Origin of the sequence: Anaerosporobacter sp. (assembly GCF_031551385.1) — a bacterium.
Taxonomy (GTDB): Bacteria; Bacillota; Clostridia; order Lachnospirales; family Lachnospiraceae; genus Anaerosporobacter.
The window spans coordinates 1-19889 of sequence record NZ_JAVBNS010000098.1; the positions used below are offsets into that span (position 1 = coordinate 1).

Consider the following 19889-nt stretch of genomic DNA (forward strand, 5'->3'; position numbering starts at 1 on the left):
ATGTAATTCCTCCCTTGTCATTATATACGTTTATTCATATACGCACTTACATATTCATTCTATAGATATTCACGATTTCTGTCAATCGTTACTAGGTTATTAAGAACTACGTTACTGTTCGCACAAAACGTTCACAGCTTAGCCACTATTATTTTATATTCCTCCTTGCTTTTTTTTGAAATATATCATACCATAGGTACATAAATTAATAAGAGTAGTAACTAACTATTCAAAATGATTGGAGTTATTATGAAACTGGTATCCATAATTCAGGCGATTCGAACAGCTAGTCGCAAAATTTCAAACGACTTTGTGCCTACATTTTCTGCACAAGCAGCTTTTTTTATAATCATCTCTTTTTTCCCTTTTGTCATGTTTTTATTAACACTAATACAGTTTCTACCATTAAAAGAAAGCGAATTATATATATTAATTCGAAATTTACTTCCTAGCGGAATCAATACTTACATTGTTTCTCTCGTATCAGATATTTACGTACAACCAGCTACTACTATTATCTCTATTACAGCAATCACTACACTTTGGTCTGCATCAAGAGGATTTCTTGCAATCGTTAAAGGTCTGAATAACGTATATGAAATCAAAGAAACTCGTAACTATATTCGCTTACGTATCACTTCTGCCATCTATACGTTGGCATTCGCTATTATTATTGTTGTCTCACTTGCTTTGCTTGTATTCGGAAATCGCCTTTATCTATTAATTCAGAGGGAATTTCCACTGATTAATGATTTGGCTTTAGCAATCATCGGACTACGTACTATTATTTCATTAGCTTTGTATACCTTCTTCTTCTTATTATTGTATGTCGTAATCCCTAACCGTAAGACTAAGCTTCTGAACGAACTCCCAGGCGCTGTTATCGCTGCGGCAGGTTGGATGCTATTCTCCTTCCTATACTCTATCTATATTGATAATTTTGCCAAATTCTCAACTATGTACGGAAGTCTTACTGCAATTGTATTAATGATGCTCTGGCTATACTTCTGTATGTATATTCTGTTCCTTGGTGCCGAGATAAATGTTTTATTACCGAAACTTTGGCCTTTCAACAAGATATTCAAACACAAAGCTGTTGAGTAGCTCTATTGATTTTTCAAAATAAAAAACCCTTGGAAATAACACATTTCCAAGGGGTAATTTTCATATTAAGCTAATTTAGCTTTAGCAACTTCAACTAATGCTGTAAATCCTTCAGCGTCGTTGATAGCCATTTCAGATAACATCTTTCTGTTAACTTCGATCTCAGCTAATTTTAAACCATACATAAATTTGCTATAAGAAAGTCCGTTCATTCTAGCAGCGGCATTGATTCTGGCAATCCATAATCTTCTGAATTGTCTTTTTCTTTCTTTTCTTCCTGCAAATGAAGAAGTTAATGCTCTCATTACAGATTGTTTTGCTACTCTATATTGTTTTGATCTAGCGCCTCTATAACCTTTAGCTAGCTTTAATACTCTGTTATGTTTTTTTCTAGCGTTCATTCCGCCTTTAATTCTTGCCATTTCGTAGTTCCCTCCTTATATCCTATAAATATGGTAAAATTTTCTTCATGTTCTTTAAGTTAGTTGCATCAACTAATGTAGCTTTTCTAAGATTTCTTTTTCTCTTAGTAGATTTCTTAGTTAAGATATGACTCTTGTAAGCCTTCATTCTCTTTAATTGACCTGTTCCTGTTTTTTTGAAACGCTTAGCTGCTGCTTTGCTTGTTTTCATTTTTGGCATGATAGTTCCTCCTTAATAATATCTTCTATCTGTTATTCTTAGTAACACGTTATTAAATACCATATGTCACTAGCATATCTATTCATGGGATTGTCCAAGATATAATTACCTATAAATTACCCCATATCAGAACAACTAGCTACGAAACCGTAGCTTCGTTGTCATGAATTAAATTGCTTCTACCTGTTACAGTTTACAACCACGGTCCCTAATGTTTTTCTGTTAAAAACATTATCATGTTTCTACCTTCTAACTTAGCAGGTTTTTCAACTACTGCGATATCCTCAACACGTTCAAAGAATGAATCAAGAATTTGTTTGCTAGTAGACACATGTGCCATCTCTCTACCACGGAAACGTAATGCTACTTTAACTTTATCACCTTTTGAAAGGAATTTTCTTGCTTGGTTCGCCTTTGTGTTAAGGTCATTCTCATCAATGTTTGGTGACAAACGTATCTCTTTTACTTCTGTTACCTTTTGTTTTTTCTTAGCTTCTTTGTCTTTTCTAGCTAATTCATATTTGTATTTACCATAATCAATAATCTTACAAACAGGTGGTTTTGCTGTTGGAGCAATTTTTACTAAGTCCAAATTCGCTTCCTTTGCTAACTTCATAGCATCTTTAGAAGACATAACTCCTAATTGTTCTCCTTCTTCGCCAATAAGACGAACCTCTTTGTCCCTGATTTGTTCATTAATCATTAAATCGCTAATAACGGTACACCTCCATAGGTTTGTTTCAATATATAGTTAATTTTACACAAAAAAACGTAGATAGCAAATCTATCCACGTCTTCAAGTTCGATCTATACTCAGTAGTATTCTACTAAATTATCTTGAAATATTAACCCAAGTCACAGTCTTTTGTGCTAAGGTGAGAGTGGATACTCTGCTTCATTGTTTTCTGCAAATCACTTCCGAATACATTCGGTTCGTATTCACAGCTTTCTAAGTATATCACATATCCAAATCATTTGTCAACAACTAATTTTATCTTTTTTTGACTACGTTACTAATAGGGTTACTATTCTGCAGTTCCAAATTCTGATAATTCAAGCCCTTTATTACGATCCAATACAGTATTGATACTCCAGCTATGTGTAAAGATAAGAAGTGGATTATCCTTTAAATCTTTAATTTTCTTCGTATCAGAAGTTACACTAAGTCCGGCTACATCGGTATCTTTACTTACAATCCAACGAATATGTTCGTATGGAAGCGTTTCAAGACGAATGTCTACACCGTACTCTGACTCAAGTCTGAATTTAAGAACATCAAATTGAAGAACACCTACCACACCTACAATAATCTCTTCCATTCCCGTATTGAATTCTTGGAAAATCTGAATCGCACCTTCTTGTGCAATCTGAGAGATACCTTTGATAAATTGTTTTCTCTTCATTGTATCAACTTGACGTACTTTAGCAAAATGTTCTGGTGCAAATGTTGGTATTCCTTCATATTCAATCTTCATATTTGGCATACAAATCGTATCACCAATCGAGAAGATACCTGGATCAAACACACCAATAATATCGCCTGCATATGCTTCTTCTACTATCTTTCGCTCCTGTGCCATCATCTGCTGTGGCTGTGATAATTTCATTTTCTTACCACCTTGCACATGATTTACTTCCATTCCAGCTTCAAATCGTCCTGAACAGATTCTCATGAACGCAATACGGTCACGATGTGCCTTATTCATGTTCGCTTGAATCTTGAACACGAATGCAGAGAAATCATCTTTTAATGGATCTACTTCTGCATCTTTTGCGTTACGTGGAAGCGGTGATGTTGTCATATCTAAAAAGTGTTGTAGGAATGTCTCAACACCAAAGTTTGTAAGTGCAGATCCAAAGAATACAGGCGTTAACTTACCAGCTCTTACTTTCTCTAAATCAAATTCACTACTTGCTCCATCAAGAAGTTCGATTTCTTCCGATAACTTCTCATGCAATTCTGTTCCAATTAAAGAATCAAGTTCTGAGCTTCCAAGCTCTACTTCTACCGTATCTACTGCCTTTTGTCCATTGTTTGCTGCTGTAAATTTTGTAATTGTATTCGTATTACGATCGTATACACCCTTAAAATTCTTACCGCAACCAATTGGCCAGTTAACTGGACAAGTCTGAATACCAAGTACATTTTCAATCTCATCTAGTAATTCGTAGGTATCATTCGCTTCACGGTCCATCTTATTAATAAATGTAAAGATTGGAATTCCACGCATGGTACATACTTTAAATAGTTTTTTCGTCTGTGCCTCAACACCCTTAGAAGCATCGATAACCATGACTGCTGAATCTGCTGCCATTAATGTACGATACGTATCTTCCGAGAAATCCTGATGTCCTGGTGTATCAAGGATATTAATGCAATATCCATCATAATTGAACTGCATTACCGAAGAAGTAACCGAGATACCCCTTTGTTTCTCTATTTCCATCCAGTCAGAGACAGCATGTTTTGCAGTTTTTTTACCTTTTACGGAGCCCGCAAGATTAATTGCGCCTCCGTATAATAGTAACTTTTCTGTTAATGTTGTCTTACCTGCATCGGGGTGAGAGATAATCGCAAACGTTCTTCTTTTCTCTATTTCGTTTGTGTAATTCGCCACAATTGTTCCTCCATCTTACTCTTGTACTTCTATTTTTGTTCTTCTATTTCTATTTTTACTCTTACACTTTTATTTTTGTTCTTCTACTTCTATCTTACGAATTTCTTTTGTTCTGATTTCTTTGCAAATTTCATCAATAAATGTATCCACTGGTTTTTGTCCTTCATCTCCAAGGTAACGACTTCTTACTGATACAAGTCCTTCTTCCTCTTCCTTTTGTCCTACTACTAACATATAAGGAACACGGTCAAGTCTTGTTTCACGAATCTTGTAACCAATCTTTTCTGCTCTTTCATCAACTGTAACAAGTACGCCATTTTCTTCAAGTTGTGCTTTTACTTTGTTTGCATAATCATGATATTTCTCAGAGATTGGAAGAACTCGAACTTGCTCTGGGCATAACCATGTTGGGAATAATCCAGCATATTTTTCAATGATCCAAGCAAGTGTTCTTTCATAACATCCAATAGAAGTTCTGTGGATGATATATGGACGTTTCTTCTCACCGTTTTGGTCAATATAGAACATATCAAATCTTTCTGCTAATGCGAAATCCAATTGAATTGTAATCATAGTATCTTCTTTACCATATACATTTTTCGCTTGAATATCAAGTTTTGGTCCGTAGAAAGCTGCTTCGCCTTCTTCTTCTGTGTAACTTACTTTAAGATGGTCAAGAATTTCTCTCATCTTGTTTTGTGTTCTATCCCATTGCTCTGCATCGCCAAGATATTTTTCTTTATTGTTTGGATCCCATTTTGATAAACGGTATGTTACATCTTCTTCTACACCAAGTGTTTGTAAACAATATCTTGCAAGGTCAAGACATCCTGCGAATTCTTCTTCGATTTGCTCTGGTGTTACAATTAAGTGACCTTCTGAGATTGTAAACTGTCTTACACGAGTAAGTCCATGCATTTCTCCCGAATCTTCATTTCTAAATAATGTTGAAGTTTCACCGTAACGACATGGAAGATCTCTATAACTCTTTTGGCTTTGCTTGTATACATAATATTGGAATGGGCAAGTCATTGGACGAAGTGCAAATACTTCAGAATCCTCATCTTCTTCATCTCCAAGTACGAACATTCCATCTTTGTAGTGTCCCCAGTGGTCAGAGATTACATATAAATCTTTCTTCGCCATTAATGGAGTCTTTGTACGCATATATCCACGTTTTTCTTCTTCGTCTTCAATCCATCTTTGAAGAGTTTGAATCATCTTAGCTCCTTTTGGCATAAGAAGAGGAAGACCTTGACCAATAACGTCTACTGTTGCAAACAATTCCATCTCACGACCTAATTTGTTATGGTCACGTTTTTTAATTTCTTCAAGACGTTGCATATGTGCATCTAAGTCTGCATTCTTTGTATATGCTGTTCCATATACTCTTACTAACATCTTATTCTTCTCGCTACCTCTCCAGTAAGCTCCTGAAGAAGAGATTAACTTAACTGCTTTTAATGCTTTTGTGCTCATTAAATGAGGGCCGCAACATAAATCTACGAAATCACCTTGTTGATAGAAAGAAATCTCTTCATCTTCTGGTAAATCTTCGATTAACTCTACTTTGTATGGCTCATCTTTTTCTTTCATCAATTGAATTGCTTCTTCTCTTGGAAGAGTGAATCTTGTTAATTCTGCTCCCTCTTTGATGATTTTTTTGATTTCTTTCTCTAACTCATCAAGTGCTGCACGATCTAGGGAATCCATATCAAAATCATAGTAGAATCCGGATTCAATGGATGGTCCAATTGCTAATTTTGCTTGTGGGTATAATCTCTTTACTGCTTGTGCAAGTACATGGGATGCAGTATGTCTATATGCTGCTTTTCCTTCTTCATCGTTAAATGTTAAGATATTCAACTCACAGTCAGAATCTACTACTGTTCTAAGGTCTACTACCTTATTGTTAACTTCTCCAGCACATGCCATTCTAGCAAGGCCTTCACTAATATCTTTCGCAATATCAATTACGGACATTGCACTTTCATACTCTTTTACTGATCCATCTTTCAATGTGATTTTCATCGTTTTTTCTTCCTTTCTTTCTCTGTTCATTATCTTTATTATTCGCTTTTATACGTATTGCAAACCTAGTGACGGGATTTTATTAGAATGTAACTTTTCCGTACTTTATTCTTCAAGTTATAATTATTCACACTAATCACGAAAAACATGTACTTTGGCACTGTTAAACTGCTTTGTTCACTGTAGTATTAAAGCTTGTCTAAAAAGTTACATAAAAAAGCCCCTTTCGATTCACAATACAAATCGAAAGGGACGAGTATATTCTCGCGGTTCCACCCTATTTGGCACAAAATAATCTGTACCCACTTCATTTACCTACACTTCATAGGCATAGATTATAACGGAATCACCGAACCTGATTGGGGTCACTCGGAGGTAGTTTTCGGATATTTCTTAATAAGATACTTTCAGCATAGCATATCTCTCTCTGCATTATTCCATATCGTACTCTTCTCGTCATCGTTTTGTGTTTTATTTGAATACTTAATGTATCACTATTGTTTATTATATCATGTGAAATTATGTTGTCAATCAAGAATTTTATTTTGACTTTACTGTAACTGCTTTTGAAGCATTTACACTATTATTCGTATTTGTAACTACTTTAAAACGGTGCAGGTTGAATCGCTGTGCATCAGTACCGTTTGCCTCGTAGACCACCATAGAATTTCCATTATGTTTATTACCATTGTTCACATCTAAATAAAGACCTGATGTCTTACTTTTTAGAGCGAGCCAACCTTCTTCTTTTTCTTCAAGCAGCCATAATTGGTTGTCTGAATTAGAAATTGCTTTCTGCACAACTTTATCCCTATTTTTTGAGCCTGTAGGCTCAAGGCATTTGCCACTATGCACGGCAACGATTCGGTAAGTGTCCTTGTCCACATGTTCAAAACTAAACTGCTGACTTTCTGCATCATAAGGAGTCCAAATGACAGCTTCTACGTTGTCCTCCTTTTTTCTGCCATTGATGTCAATATGCTTTAGTGAACACTTGCATAGTATTTGATAAATTCCCTTATCCTCGATTGTATCATTGCTGGGAGCCTTGAAGTTTGAACGGATGATACTGTCAACTAAATAGTTGTCAGCTCCTTCGTCGTTGTAGAAGTCAGCTATGACAATACCAAAGCGCTTATTGTATCCACGATAAGCTATATATTCGTATACCTTGGGATTCACAGCAGGATCTACGGTTCCGCCTCCCCATGCATATCTATAAGGTGTGTTAATAAGCCTACCATAACCAGATGCAATACTGCAGAACGTAACAAACATCCTTGCGCTGTCATTAAGAGATTTGCCTAATGTTTTTTTGACAACATCTAATTTCTTATTTGTGTTAGATTCATTATAGCAATCCTCAACTGTAAACTTATCGCCTTGATCTGTATTTATGTCAAATACGGTATTGTCCTTCCAGCCAACAATCCAGTTTATTCCAAATTCTTTATAATCTTCAATGTCGCCAGAATTGAATCTTCTAAAGAAAACAATCTTCCCTCTCGCATCTCCAAGAGTTGGCACCTTATTTGTTTGCAAAAATAACGACTTATATTTGCTATCATTTACATGATCTAAGAACAGCTGAGCAATATTGGCGTCCCCATCATTTTTGACACACATGAGAATAGTTTCTCTTGGATTAGTTTCTAAGAAATTCAGACACCATTCTAGTACCTTCTTAAAATCTATTTTGCAATCTACAATGCCATGCACCACTTTCAGAGTGCCTCCGTCTTTTTTAAGTCGCACATCAAGAAAGCGAACGCCCTCCTCCAACTGTTTGAGTATGCTGTGATTTTGGCAATGGGCAATCCCTTTAGCGACACATTCGGTACCCGAATCATGCGTACCAGGGATAGATAAATCCCTGAGAGATAATGAATCGCTCAGCCTTGACATCCAGTTCGCTCTATCCGAAGTTAAATTTTCTATAATGCTCATCAATAAGTTCCTCCTCGTTTTTGTTTCTTCTCATATATACCTTCTTCAACTATTCTATTTTGTTTTAATTTGCAACTGCCAACTCCATAATAAAATCGTCCATCACATAGCCATTCCCAATATCAGCAACCTGTTCACGAACTTTCACGAATCCCTTTTTCTCATAAACTGCAACTGAACTATCATTATGTCGATTCACTGTAAGCCATATCGCATTCTTCTTATTCTCTGCTGCCATATCTGCTAAAAAAGCAAATGCCTTAGAAGCAAACCCATTGCCTCTTGCCTCTTTTGCCACATACAATTTGCTAAGGAAAATCTTCTCTTCCTCCATCATAATTCCTATGTATCCAACCGTGGAATCATCATCTTTAATTAGATAATATTCGTAACCTTGGTTTTCCATCTGCTCCGCAATTGCAATAGGAGATTGGTATTTATCAAGCATATAATCAATCTGCTCCATTGAAATCAATGAAGAATAATGTTCTCTCCAGATTGTTGCTCCTAATTCTACTACTTGATTGATTTCTTCTTGATTTGCTACTTTATGAAAAATTGTGTTCATTACTAATGGCTCCTTTTCTTTATTTTTTTGCTTTTTCTTAATTTGAAACATAAGTACTTGCGAAACTCTCAACAGTATAAATAGAGTTTCGCATTTAGCCTATTCTTTCTCTAACAAAATACGTTCTAAGATTTCCGCAGCCTGCCCAACCAACTCAACACAAGGACGCTTCTTATAGTATTCCTCTGTTCTTGCCTCTGGTTTTGTCTGTGTTGTATCAGCTTTCTTATCGAGTCCAAGAAGTTCACGACAGATAATAGAACCATTTTCTTTCCTATATTCTTCTGCCAATTTTTGAACTACGTCATAGTTATATTTCTTACCTTCTTGATCTTTCCCATCTGCACTTCCCGTTTCCAATCCTGCAACAAGAAACATTCCAGAAACTGCGCCGCACACCTCTCGCATTCTCCCCATTCCACCACCAAATGAACTTGATAATTTAAGTGCCGTTTCACGATCCATATTATATAAATCACTGTATGCAGCAAATACTGCTTGTGAACAATTGTATCCTTCTTTAAATAACTGCATTGCTATTTCTTTTCTACTTTCCATATTGCATTACTCCTCTTATATAAGTCCTTCTTCTCTATACTTCTCTTCTGCAACTTCTTCATATACATTAAGTATCTTCCTAGCAAACTCTTCCGTTGAATATGTCTTTACGATAGACAACGCATTACTTGAATATGGAATTTTATCTTTCTCAGCCGTATCATCATATAGAATCTTCTCTAGCCCTTCAAATAATCCTTCTTGCGAATCAAATCCATATCCATTATACCCATCAACAAGAATCTCCTCTAAACAAGCATCTCGTTTTGCTACAACTGGTAAACCTGCTGCCATTGCTTCTATATAAGTTAGTCCTTGTGTTTCACTCTGAGAAGCACTCACAAATACATCTCCAAGTTGATAGTATTTACCAATCGTATCCCACGGTTGCTCACCAGTGAAGATTACTCTATGTTCAATTTGCAATTCTACGGCAATCTGCATAAGCCTATCTCTATCTGGGCCGCCACCAACGACAACGAATTTTACATCTTCATGTCGTTTCATATATATTGGCATAGCCCGTAATAACTCTTCAATATTCTTTTCTTGCGATATTCTTCCTAGATATACAATAGATTTCTCATCTTCCTGTATTCCATATTGTCTACGCAATGCAAGGATATCTTTCTCTTCATAACTTTCTCTTTTGAATTTATCAAGTTTAATACCCGTTGGTACAATCTCAATATCGCTATGCACATTGTAGGTAAGCAACAACTTCTTCACCTTATTCGTAGGAACAATCACCCTACTTGCGGAGTTACAGCATCGCTTTGTAAAATAACGAATTGCCGATTTTGTTCGTTTATCCAAACTCTTTATCTTCATTATATAATGAGAATAGTCCTCGTATATTGTATGATATGTGTGGACAACGGGAATATTCAATTCCTTCGCCATGATTCTTCCAAACATACCAAGCGAAAACTCTGTATTTGTATGAATTAAGTCTAATTCCAATTTTTTAATTGTTGATGCAAACTTAGAGTGATAAAACATTCCAACCCTACGGTCACTTAGAAATATAAATGGTACACTCGGTACGCGAAATACATTGTGTTCAAATTCTGGTTCACCTGGAGTCTTTGTCGAAAAAACATAGACATTATGACCCATCTTCTCTAATTCCGTCTTTAACATAAAACATGAAGTTGCTACACCGTTAATTTCTGGATAGTATGTTTCTGTAAATAATCCTATGTTCAATTTTTAACTACTCCCATCTATACTAAACTAGTACGCATTGCATACTAGTTATAATATATCGGATTCTTTATATTTTGTAAAGCGAGGCAAGCAGTCTTCAAGAACTACGCAAATAAATTTACAGTTTGTAAGTTTATTTAACATAAATTGCAATTTAATTGAATATATGTTACAATGTAAACATACAGTAAAATCATTTTAAAAAGCTTTTAAAAAGACAGAAGAAGATAAAAAGAAGGAGATAATTTATTGATAAATATTGATCTTAGCAAGACACAGCAGTATTTGGATTGGTTGAAGGAAAAACTGTACTTAAATCATCGTGCCACTACTGCTAGTAAAAGAAAAGTTACTAGAGGACAGGTGTATCGATGCAATTTAGGTGTCGGCATTGGCAGTGAAGAGTGCAAGGAACGACCTTGTGTTATTTTACAATATAATTCTGCAAATGCAACTTCACCAAACACAATTGTTGCTCCTATCACTCATACAACGTCTACACTAAAAACAGTAATTCCTATTGCCGATAAAATGGATTTAGATGGAGGAGTTATTCTTGATGGAAATGTGCTTTTAGGAAATATTATATGTGTAAGCAAAGCACGGTTGAGCGATTATATTGCTGATTTATCCAATGATGAGATGAAAATGGTAGATGAAGCTATCTCTATATCTTTAGGAATAAATCATTATTACCAAACTCTAAAAAACGAATATAACGATAAACTTATATATGTTGAAAAATTAAAAAGCAAAAGAAGCGAATTAACTGAAGCTTGCACTGAAAAACAAAGTATGATAGAACAATTGAATATTATAATGAGCAAATATAAACTATCATCTATAGAAGACTTAGAAAATCTGTTAGACAAATGTACTAAGTAAAAAATCTCCTCTACATCTAGACAAATACCTTATATTATGTTAAAATATAGTTACAAGAAAGTCATTCACGAGTGGGATGATATTATAGCTATTTCAAATTGGAGAACTACGAGTGAGTTCTCTATTATTTTTCAAATGTATAATTATAATCAATTTACATATACTATATTACAATATGTTTTGGAATGAATGTCCAAGGCAATTATTGTTGTCAAGGATGGGGAGCCACGAGTGGGCTTCCCACTATTTTTTTACTTACTATAAATCAAATGTCTATTCCATGTCACTGAAATCGCCGAATCTCTATTTTGACTATTCCCTTATAATATGGTATAATTAGTTTGATTTTCAAACTTTTTTGATGGAAAGATGAGGTATATACGATGATTATAGAACCAAAAGTACGTGGATTCATCTGTACAACGGCTCACCCTGCTGGTTGTAGGGAAAACGTTGCGAATCAGATTGCTTATACAAAAGAACAAAGTAAATTATCACATTCATATAAGTCTCCAAAAAAAGCTCTTATTATCGGTTCTTCTACTGGATATGGACTAGCTTCCCGAATTTCACTTGCTTATACATATCAAACTTCTACTCTAGGTGTCATGTATGAAAAAGAAGCAGCTGGTAATCGAACTGCTACTGCAGGTTGGTATAACACTGCCGCTTTTGAATCCTTTGCAAATGATGATGGCCTATATGCACAAACAATTAATGGCGATGCATTTTCCAAGGAAATCAAGGAAGAAACGATTGCAAAGATCAAACGTGATTTAGGCAAAGTTGATATGGTTATCTACAGTTTAGCAGCACCTAGAAGAACAGTCGCAGATGGTACTACATACACATCAGTACTTAAAGCAACTTCTGATACTTTCGAAAGTAAATCAATCGATTTACGCCATAATACAATATCAGAAGCTTCTATCCCTACTGCAACTGAAGAGGAAATTGCTTCTACCATTAAAGTTATGGGTGGTGAAGATTGGGCTGAATGGATTGAAGCATTAGTTGCTGGCGATGCACTTGAAGAAGGCGCAATTACTGTTGCTTATTCTTATATTGGACCAGAGCTTACGTATCCAATCTATAAAGAAGGTACTATTGGTCACGCAAAGGAACACCTTCACCAAACTGCTGCTCTTCTTACAGAAAACTATGCTAGTCATGATATTCATGCCTATGTCTCTGTAAATAAAGCTTTAGTTACACAATCCAGTGCAGCAATTCCTGTTGTTCCTCTTTATATCAGTTTACTATATAAAGTTCAAAAAGAACTTGGAACACATGAAGGATGTATCGAACAAGTCTGTCGAATGTTTGCACAGAAATTGCTTATCGAAACACCTGAAGTAGATGGACAAGGATTAATTCGCCTTGATGATTATGAATTGGACAGCGAAGTTCAAGAAAAAATCAAAGCTCTTTGGGAAGAAGTAACTACTGAAAATATTACAGATATTGCGGATATTGATGGATATTGGGATGATTTCTATACTATGTTTGGTTTTGGAATAGCAGGAGTGGATTATTCTGATGATATTGATGCTTCTGTGGCAGTGCCAAGTATATAACAATCTGAGTTTTTAATTTATAGAACATAGATATAAAAAGAGTTGTTGCAAAACAAGTTTTGACCACGATATAAATGAGATAGTTTTTCAAAAGATATCCCATTATATTGTAGAAAAATTATGTTTTGTAACAACTCTTTTTTTATTCTTATAATAAATTCGTTCCGCTTACTCTACATTCAAATATTCCATTCCAATCTTCCTCGTTGACTCATTCGTACTTGGAAACTTCACTGTTTTTCCTTTGGGTAGTATTATACTTTTCTTTAAACTATCATTCTCTTGGAATAGATAAATCGCACTCAACTTTTTCGAATTAGAAACATCAATCTTTTTCAATTTCGTTTTACTATATATCTCCATCGCTCTAAGGTTTGTATTCTTACTCAAATTCAAACTCTTTAAGTTCGATACCTTTGCCAAACGGAGATAGGCAAGGTTTTTATAATTCTGAAAATCCAACTTTCCTATTGATAAACTCTCTAGGCACACCCATTGCAAATTACTATTTTTATTCGGTAATTTCAAAGTGGAAAGTTTACTTTGAATAATTTCGAGTACTTGTACATTCTTACAAGTAGAGATGTCTAATGTCTTTAATGTAGAACCCACTCTTACATTCCCCATGCTTATCGTTCCATCTTCCCTAAACTCTATTAACTGTACACCCAATCGCTTAACATAAGGTGCATTAATTGTTAATTTTGACTTCTTAGGGGTGATATATAACCACTTTAATTTTTCGTTTGTTTTTGTAATCGTTATCTTTGTTCCAGTATAATTTGCTAAGTACATAGTCGACAAATTCGGAAAGTTCTCTATTCCTTCTAATGAGGAAACCGCTTTTGGGGTTTGAATCCAAAAAACACACCGACATTCATACTCCGACAAATATCCATCTTCATCCGTATCATATTTTTTATCTTTTAAAGTCTGATATAATCCTGGGAAATTCGTTTTATTAATCTTTATTTTTACTTCTTTTTGCACTTCGTCCTCTATTTGACTTTCCTCTGTTACTGATTCCTCCTGCGTCTGCTCTTGCACTTCCTTCGCACTTGCTGCGTTCGCTGGCAGAAACATTGAAAGGCCTAGCACCAACGTTATTCCTGTAATCACCGTCACCACTTTTTTCAACATTTTCATTATCCCCCTTTTGCTATAATCGTTTATGCTAAAATAATTATAGCAAAGCGAAAACCACTTTACAAGAACATCACCCAAAAGAAGTCATCCTCAAAAAAGAAGCTGCCACCAACACGAACCGTAAGTGAACAGCTTCTCCTCTTTTCTACTATTTAATTGTAACTGTCTTCGCCTGTCCTTTTCCTTTTAATAGTTTCTTATAAGAAGAAAGTTTTGACGCTGGAACTGTAATTTTTGCTTTTGCATGAACTCCTTTAAAGGCGTCAGCACCAATCTTTGTAAGTTTCTTAGATTTTACTGTTATTGTCTTGAGTTTGCTATCTTTATAGAATGCTTTCTTACCAATTGTTGTTACATTTTCAGGGATTGTAATCTTTGTTAATGCTGTACAACCTTCAAAAGCACTATCACCTATTGTCGTCACATTCTTTCCGATTGTTACACTCGTTACTTTCTTACAGCCCTTTAGTGCTGCCTTTTCAATTGAAGTTACTTTATAACTAACCGTTCCAACCTTAACAGTCGCAGGAATAACAATACTCTTACTATCTTTCTTTGTTGTTCCTACATAAGCAAGAGCTTCTTTCTTACTTGTTGTGCTTACAACCTTATACTTGTTCGTTCCAATTGTAATCGTTGCATTTTTCTTAGGCATTACAACCTTGAATGAAATAGTCGCTGTTGCCTCTTTATATTTGCTATCTCCAGCCTTTGTTGCAGTAACAGTAACTTCTCCAACTCCTGTTGTTTGTACTTTTCCTGTTTTAGCATCTACTGTAGCATATTTACTGCCAGATGTTACTGCAAATGTTACTGCTCCGTCTCCACTTCCTCCTGTAACATTTAAAGAAGCTGTTTTACCAAATGTTAATTCGCTTCCTACACCTATAATTTGAAGTGATTCTTGTTCTGCAAGTTTGATCTCTTCTTTTGTCTCCTCCTCTTGTTCTGCTGAAGAAGGATTTGTAGTAGAATTATTTTCTTTTTTGATATCTTTAAATGTTGCTTTTGTAACCCCACTGCTAACTGCAGTAATCTTATCATAATAAATTATACCCGTTACTTTGTTATCAACAACCGCTGGTGACGAATCAATCGCATTTACCCATAGTCCAAATGAAGTTACTTTGCTAGAATCTTCTAGTAATCCTCCTTTTGGATTGTCTTTCGTATCACGTTCACAGAAATCCGAAAATGGAATGGTTACTAATATCGGTGTTGTCTTTCCTGCGTATCCTTCATATAGATTCATATAGGTTTCATATACTTTTCCGTTTGCTGTGATCTGTACAACTACCTTTTGATTGTTTCCATCTGGAATTGTATAGAATTGCAATGCATCACAATTTGACCAGTCTACCTCTTTTGAAATCGTTGCTCCTGCCCAACCGTCTGCTGTTTCCTCGTATGCAAATTTCATTGCATAGTCGCCATCATAAACCTTATCTTTTACTAATGAAATAGTGATTTTACTTCCTGTTGCTTTATTTGTTGCCCATTTACTTGTAAGTAATGAGTCTACACCATTATATGTTTCAAATCCATCTATTTCATATGGGTCTTCTACTGGTGGCTGAATGTTATAGATTGCACTAAAGGAATCTAATTTTGTATTATTAACATATAGATCAATTGTTCCTACACATTCACCTAACTTCTTCAAATCTGCTTCACTTAATGTTGCAGAATAGTATTTTCCATCAAGTTGAGCATTAATGGTAACCGTTGCTTTTCCTTTGAAAACTACTTTTACGGTATCCGATTCTGACACGCCATTTACCTTTGCCATTACTGATACTGCTTCTAATATTCTTGTTCCTGATATTGGTGATACCAAATATCCTGTTATATCTTCTGTATTTGATGATGCTTCAATATTCAATGTTGATGCAATTGAACTTAAAATTGTCTTTTGATTTGCTGCAAATATACTTCTTCCATCATTGTAATAATCAATAAAATTATCTAATAATTCTTGTCCATAAAGTACGCCGCCATCTTTCACTTCCTCTACATATGGTGTATAGAAACCGTCTTTCTTACCGAAGTTTGCCCATAATAAGAAAAATGATGCTTCTGAATCAGATACTGCTTCTAATAACGTATTATACCAATCTTTATGTAGATTTCCTGTTTTTAATAACGCTGTTTGATTGTCTCCTTTTTGTACTTCATTTCGAATTCCTGTTTCTGTTACTGCTACTAATTTTCCATGTGCAGTACCGAAGTCTTCTACGATACTAAGTGCTTTTTTGAAATCAACAAACCATGTATCTGCGTTATTTTCTTTTGGATTGTCATTATAGATATCAAAACCAACCATATCTACATAGTTATCTCCCGGATACCTTTCTCCATACTCTTCTACGTCTGATGCTTCACTACCTGGTCCATATACATATAATAAGTTATGTACACCTTTATCATCACGAAGATATTCTACTGTATACTTCCAAACATTCTTGTATGTTGCTGTATCACAAAATGCTGCGCCCCACCAGAACCAACTTCCTGTGTTTTCATGGAATGGACGGAATAGAATCGTTCCATCTACATGATTTGCGTAATCTGCAATCATATCAAGATAAGCATTGTACTTCTCATTGTACATTCCACCTGGTAAGATTTGATTCATTACATTACCTGTTAAAACGTTTGGAGAATAACCTGCAAAATCATATTTTGCATAGCTTGGATCAACACCCTCTTCATATGTTTTGCTCTCTTTTACAATAGAGAAGTTTGGCATATGTGCTGATAATGTAATGATTGCGCCCTCTTCGATATTCTTGTTTGTTAGAGCAGCCGCTGCTAACACATTACCCTCTGCTGTTAATGAAAATGTTTGATCTCCAATTTCTGAATTATATCTTTGTGCGCTATATTCATCTCCTGATAAAGAAATGGAATCTATTCCAATGATACCTGCAATAGAACCTGTTACATCTCTTGTATCCGAATCACTTAACGTCGCCGCTCCTGCTTTATGCCAAGTATCGTTTTGATGTCCGTATAATACACTACTTGATTTTCCCATTGCTTGTAAATATGCATAGATTGCTTTTGTTTGCGCTGTCGCATCTTTATCAACAAGTTTAATCTCAGATGCAAGTGCTGTCTCTTCTAACGAGCCATCCTTTGTTGATGTTTGTAACTTGTTATCTACAATCGTTACTGCATTTGTTTTATCATCTACTGCTACCGTTGAATTTACATAGATTTCTTCTACTGTAGAAGTTTCTTTAATCATTCTTAAGTTGTCAATCCAGATACTTCCTGCATAGCTTGTATTCACACCAACAATACAAAGAACCGTATTGCAACAAGTATCTTGTGTAATCGGATCAAATACAAGTTCAACTTTTACTTTTTTGATTCCTTCACCTACGTCTTCTGCATTATCTGTGTCAACTGTCACATCCGTTACTACTGCATCTGGGTAATCTCCATTCGTAGCATCATACTGTATCGTTTCTTTAATTTTAAAGCCACCATCTAGCTTCGTTGAATCATAATAGAAATCAAATGTTGTTTTATTCACACCGCTAAGTGCTACATCTCCCCATTCCCTAACACCAATCTGGCTCCAACTATAATCTTTATCCCTGCTATAATCAACATTCACTTTAAGCATTCCATTATCCGCTTCGGTTGTTACTGCATCACCATTATACTGATAATCCCAGCCTGCATTTTCCCAGTTTCCAATACCATCATCAAATGTCCACTCTTTCACTACCTCTGACTGAACTCCTGTATTACCTTCTGTATTAATTAATCTAGCATTTGCAATAGCAATTTTACCTTCATAATCATTTTGATATCCTGCAAATTGTACTGTTACTTGACTTACGATATCATTAACTGCATCTGCAAATGGCATACTTCCATTCCAACCACTTGCACCGTTCGCTCCCACTGAATCTTCAAACGGAATACTTACTGTTGTCATGTAATAATTCTCACCATCAATTGTTACCGTCTCTGTAAAATCAGATGCATTCATCTCTGGAATTGTATTCGATTGAACCCAGTTCCAATCAGAGCCTACTCGTAATACACCGATTGCTTTCAAAACTCCTGAGAAACTTGGCGAATTTCCATTATCAGGTAGTAAAACATCCATCACAAGGGTTGTTCCTTCTGCTGGTGTAGCGTCTGTTGTAATAGCAATGTTGTTTTCCTTTCCGCTGTTGTTGTCCCATGTACTTGTTACATCAAACTTATACGCTCCACTAACATCAATTCCAGCCGTAGCTGCTTGTACATAGGTAACTGGAGCAAATCCCGTCAAATCTACTGACGTAACCATCAATGTTGCTGCAAGTGTGAACGCTAGCGTTTTCGTTAATCTCTTTCTCATATTTATTACCCCTTATAATTTATTTAGCTAATTTAATTTATTTTTATTCATTCTTCAAACTAATTTAGCTAATTAAAATATAGCAGATATATGTATTTTAGTCAATATTTTATGTTTGTTTTAATTTTATTTAGTACATTTCACTTAAAAAAGGAAGAAAAACATATCGTTTTCCCTCCTTTTATTATTACATTTATATAATCTTTATTTTTTCCAATTAATCAGCATGTTTTATTTTACTATTTTCTACTTATTATTAGCCATGCTTTTATTGAGTCAATATTATCATTAAACTTCCATTCAAGCTTCCATTCAACTCGGATTACCCTTATCTTCAATCCCCTTGAAATCTATAATAACGCAACTATATATGGATAGTTATTCCAAATATATGTATATTAGGGCATATAGGCAAAGTAATCTCTTGAATTAGTTTTTTATCTTCTAATTCATATATTTTTCCGCACATATAACGTCCCTCCTCATCTAAAAGTTTAGCAGTCCCTTCTTCTTTTTCAACTACTTTACCAGACCAAACGACTGTATAACCTAAATTAGGTTGCTTCCACCAATCATTTAGCTCAATATATAAATATGAACTTGTTCCATCATCATAGACAATCTTAATTCTATCTAAAAAATCTCCCCATTCTGCACAGGCTAGAATTGCAATTTTACGCGCTACCAAATTATTTATTTTTATCGTTTGTCCCTTACATGATATATTATCAAATCTTTCATTGAAGTTAATGTAAAATTCAAATATATCTTTTTTAACAATTGTATTCTTAGAAGTATCTGAATAGAAGTAATGACCTGTTCCTGTTAAATCCGTTTCGCATTCGCTACTAATACTGTTGCCAATTCCATTATTATTACACATCTCTCTTATATCAATATACTCATGTTCATATACCTGATTATCTTCATATATTTTTTTCTCTTGGACATGATTCATTGTATATATATCTTCTTTTTTAATAAACGCTTTTAATTCATACCATATTTCTTGCTCAATCATTTTGATTTCTAAAATTGATTGAGCAAGTTCTTCTTTATTTTTATTGGACAACCTACCAACCATTTTATACTTTATTAAAAAACCTCTGATTGTATTCCATTTACTACCTGCATATTTCATTTTAGTTATTACTTGATCTAAGACTTCAATGCCAAATTTTTTTTGAAAAAAAGATAAAAACCTTGCATATTGTTTTCTACCATTGGCCAAATTTAGTAAG

General features: G+C 34.8%; 15 protein-coding genes and 1 other annotated feature. Of the genes, 3 read left to right on the forward strand and 12 right to left on the reverse strand.

From position 1 onward, the window contains the following. Positions 1–249 precede the first annotated feature (249 nt). Positions 250–1104, forward strand: coding sequence for a YihY/virulence factor BrkB family protein (locus RMR19_RS09130; protein WP_310603184.1), 855 nt, complete (start codon positions 250–252; stop codon positions 1102–1104). Positions 1105–1169: 65 nt separating this feature from the next. Here RMR19_RS09130 and rplT read toward each other — a convergent pair whose 3' ends face one another. The 9 genes from rplT to RMR19_RS09175 all read right to left on the reverse strand — a co-directional run bounded on the left by rplT (position 1170) and on the right by RMR19_RS09175 (position 10677). Then, complete coding sequence (rplT, locus tag RMR19_RS09135) at positions 1170–1526, reverse strand: 50S ribosomal protein L20 (protein WP_310603185.1); 357 nt, start codon at positions 1524–1526, stop codon at positions 1170–1172. A 22-nt stretch (positions 1527–1548) separates the two neighbouring features. Beyond that, positions 1549–1746 (reverse strand): 50S ribosomal protein L35, encoded by a 198-nt coding sequence (gene rpmI, locus RMR19_RS09140; RefSeq protein WP_310603186.1) that lies wholly within the window; start codon positions 1744–1746, stop codon positions 1549–1551. Positions 1747–1954: 208 nt separating this feature from the next. After that, positions 1955–2449 carry a translation initiation factor IF-3 gene (infC, locus tag RMR19_RS09145; RefSeq protein WP_310603187.1) on the reverse strand — a complete coding sequence of 165 codons (495 nt, stop codon included), beginning with the start codon at positions 2447–2449 and terminating at the stop codon, positions 1955–1957. Positions 2450–2771: 322 nt separating this feature from the next. Continuing rightward, on the reverse strand, positions 2772–4364 hold the full coding sequence (locus RMR19_RS09150; RefSeq protein ID WP_310603188.1) for a peptide chain release factor 3: 1593 nt from the start codon (positions 4362–4364) through the stop codon (positions 2772–2774). A gap of 69 nt (positions 4365–4433) precedes the next feature. Next, positions 4434–6395 (reverse strand): threonine--tRNA ligase, encoded by a 1962-nt coding sequence (gene thrS, locus RMR19_RS09155; protein ID WP_310603189.1) that lies wholly within the window; start codon positions 6393–6395, stop codon positions 4434–4436. Positions 6396–6640: 245 nt separating this feature from the next. Next, positions 6641–6864 (reverse strand) — a binding site (T-box leader). Between the two features lie 71 nt (positions 6865–6935). Beyond that, on the reverse strand, positions 6936–8342 hold the full coding sequence (locus RMR19_RS09160) for a phosphatidylinositol-specific phospholipase C domain-containing protein (RefSeq protein WP_310603190.1): 1407 nt from the start codon (positions 8340–8342) through the stop codon (positions 6936–6938). Between the two features lie 64 nt (positions 8343–8406). Beyond that, on the reverse strand, positions 8407–8910 hold the full coding sequence (locus tag RMR19_RS09165) for a GNAT family N-acetyltransferase (RefSeq protein ID WP_310603191.1): 504 nt from the start codon (positions 8908–8910) through the stop codon (positions 8407–8409). A gap of 99 nt (positions 8911–9009) precedes the next feature. Further along, a complete protein-coding gene (locus RMR19_RS09170; protein ID WP_310603192.1) occupies positions 9010–9468 on the reverse strand; it encodes a C-GCAxxG-C-C family protein in 459 nt (152 codons plus the stop codon). A gap of 15 nt (positions 9469–9483) precedes the next feature. Further along, positions 9484–10677 carry a glycosyltransferase family 4 protein gene (locus RMR19_RS09175; RefSeq protein ID WP_310603193.1) on the reverse strand — a complete coding sequence of 398 codons (1194 nt, stop codon included), beginning with the start codon at positions 10675–10677 and terminating at the stop codon, positions 9484–9486. A gap of 249 nt (positions 10678–10926) precedes the next feature. On the opposite strand from RMR19_RS09175, the gene RMR19_RS09180 reads away from it, so the two are divergent. Both RMR19_RS09180 and fabV read left to right on the forward strand, forming a co-directional pair. Then, positions 10927–11562 carry a type II toxin-antitoxin system PemK/MazF family toxin gene (locus RMR19_RS09180; RefSeq protein WP_310603194.1) on the forward strand — a complete coding sequence of 212 codons (636 nt, stop codon included), beginning with the start codon at positions 10927–10929 and terminating at the stop codon, positions 11560–11562. A 383-nt stretch (positions 11563–11945) separates the two neighbouring features. Next, complete coding sequence (gene fabV / locus RMR19_RS09185; RefSeq protein WP_310603195.1) at positions 11946–13139, forward strand: enoyl-ACP reductase FabV; 1194 nt, start codon at positions 11946–11948, stop codon at positions 13137–13139. Positions 13140–13307: 168 nt separating this feature from the next. Here the strand turns inward: fabV and RMR19_RS09190 are convergent, their stop codons facing one another. The 3 genes from RMR19_RS09190 to RMR19_RS09200 all read right to left on the reverse strand — a co-directional run. Further along, the gene (locus RMR19_RS09190) at positions 13308–14279 is read right to left on the reverse strand and encodes a hypothetical protein (RefSeq protein WP_310603196.1); all 972 of its coding nucleotides are present in this window, start codon (positions 14277–14279) and stop codon (positions 13308–13310) included. 154 nt (positions 14280–14433) lie between these two features. Beyond that, a complete protein-coding gene (locus tag RMR19_RS09195; RefSeq protein ID WP_310603197.1) occupies positions 14434–18648 on the reverse strand; it encodes a glycosyl hydrolase in 4215 nt (1404 codons plus the stop codon). A 364-nt stretch (positions 18649–19012) separates the two neighbouring features. After that, positions 19013–19889: hypothetical protein (locus tag RMR19_RS09200; RefSeq protein WP_310603198.1), on the reverse strand; the 877-nt coding region annotated here is incomplete at its 5' end.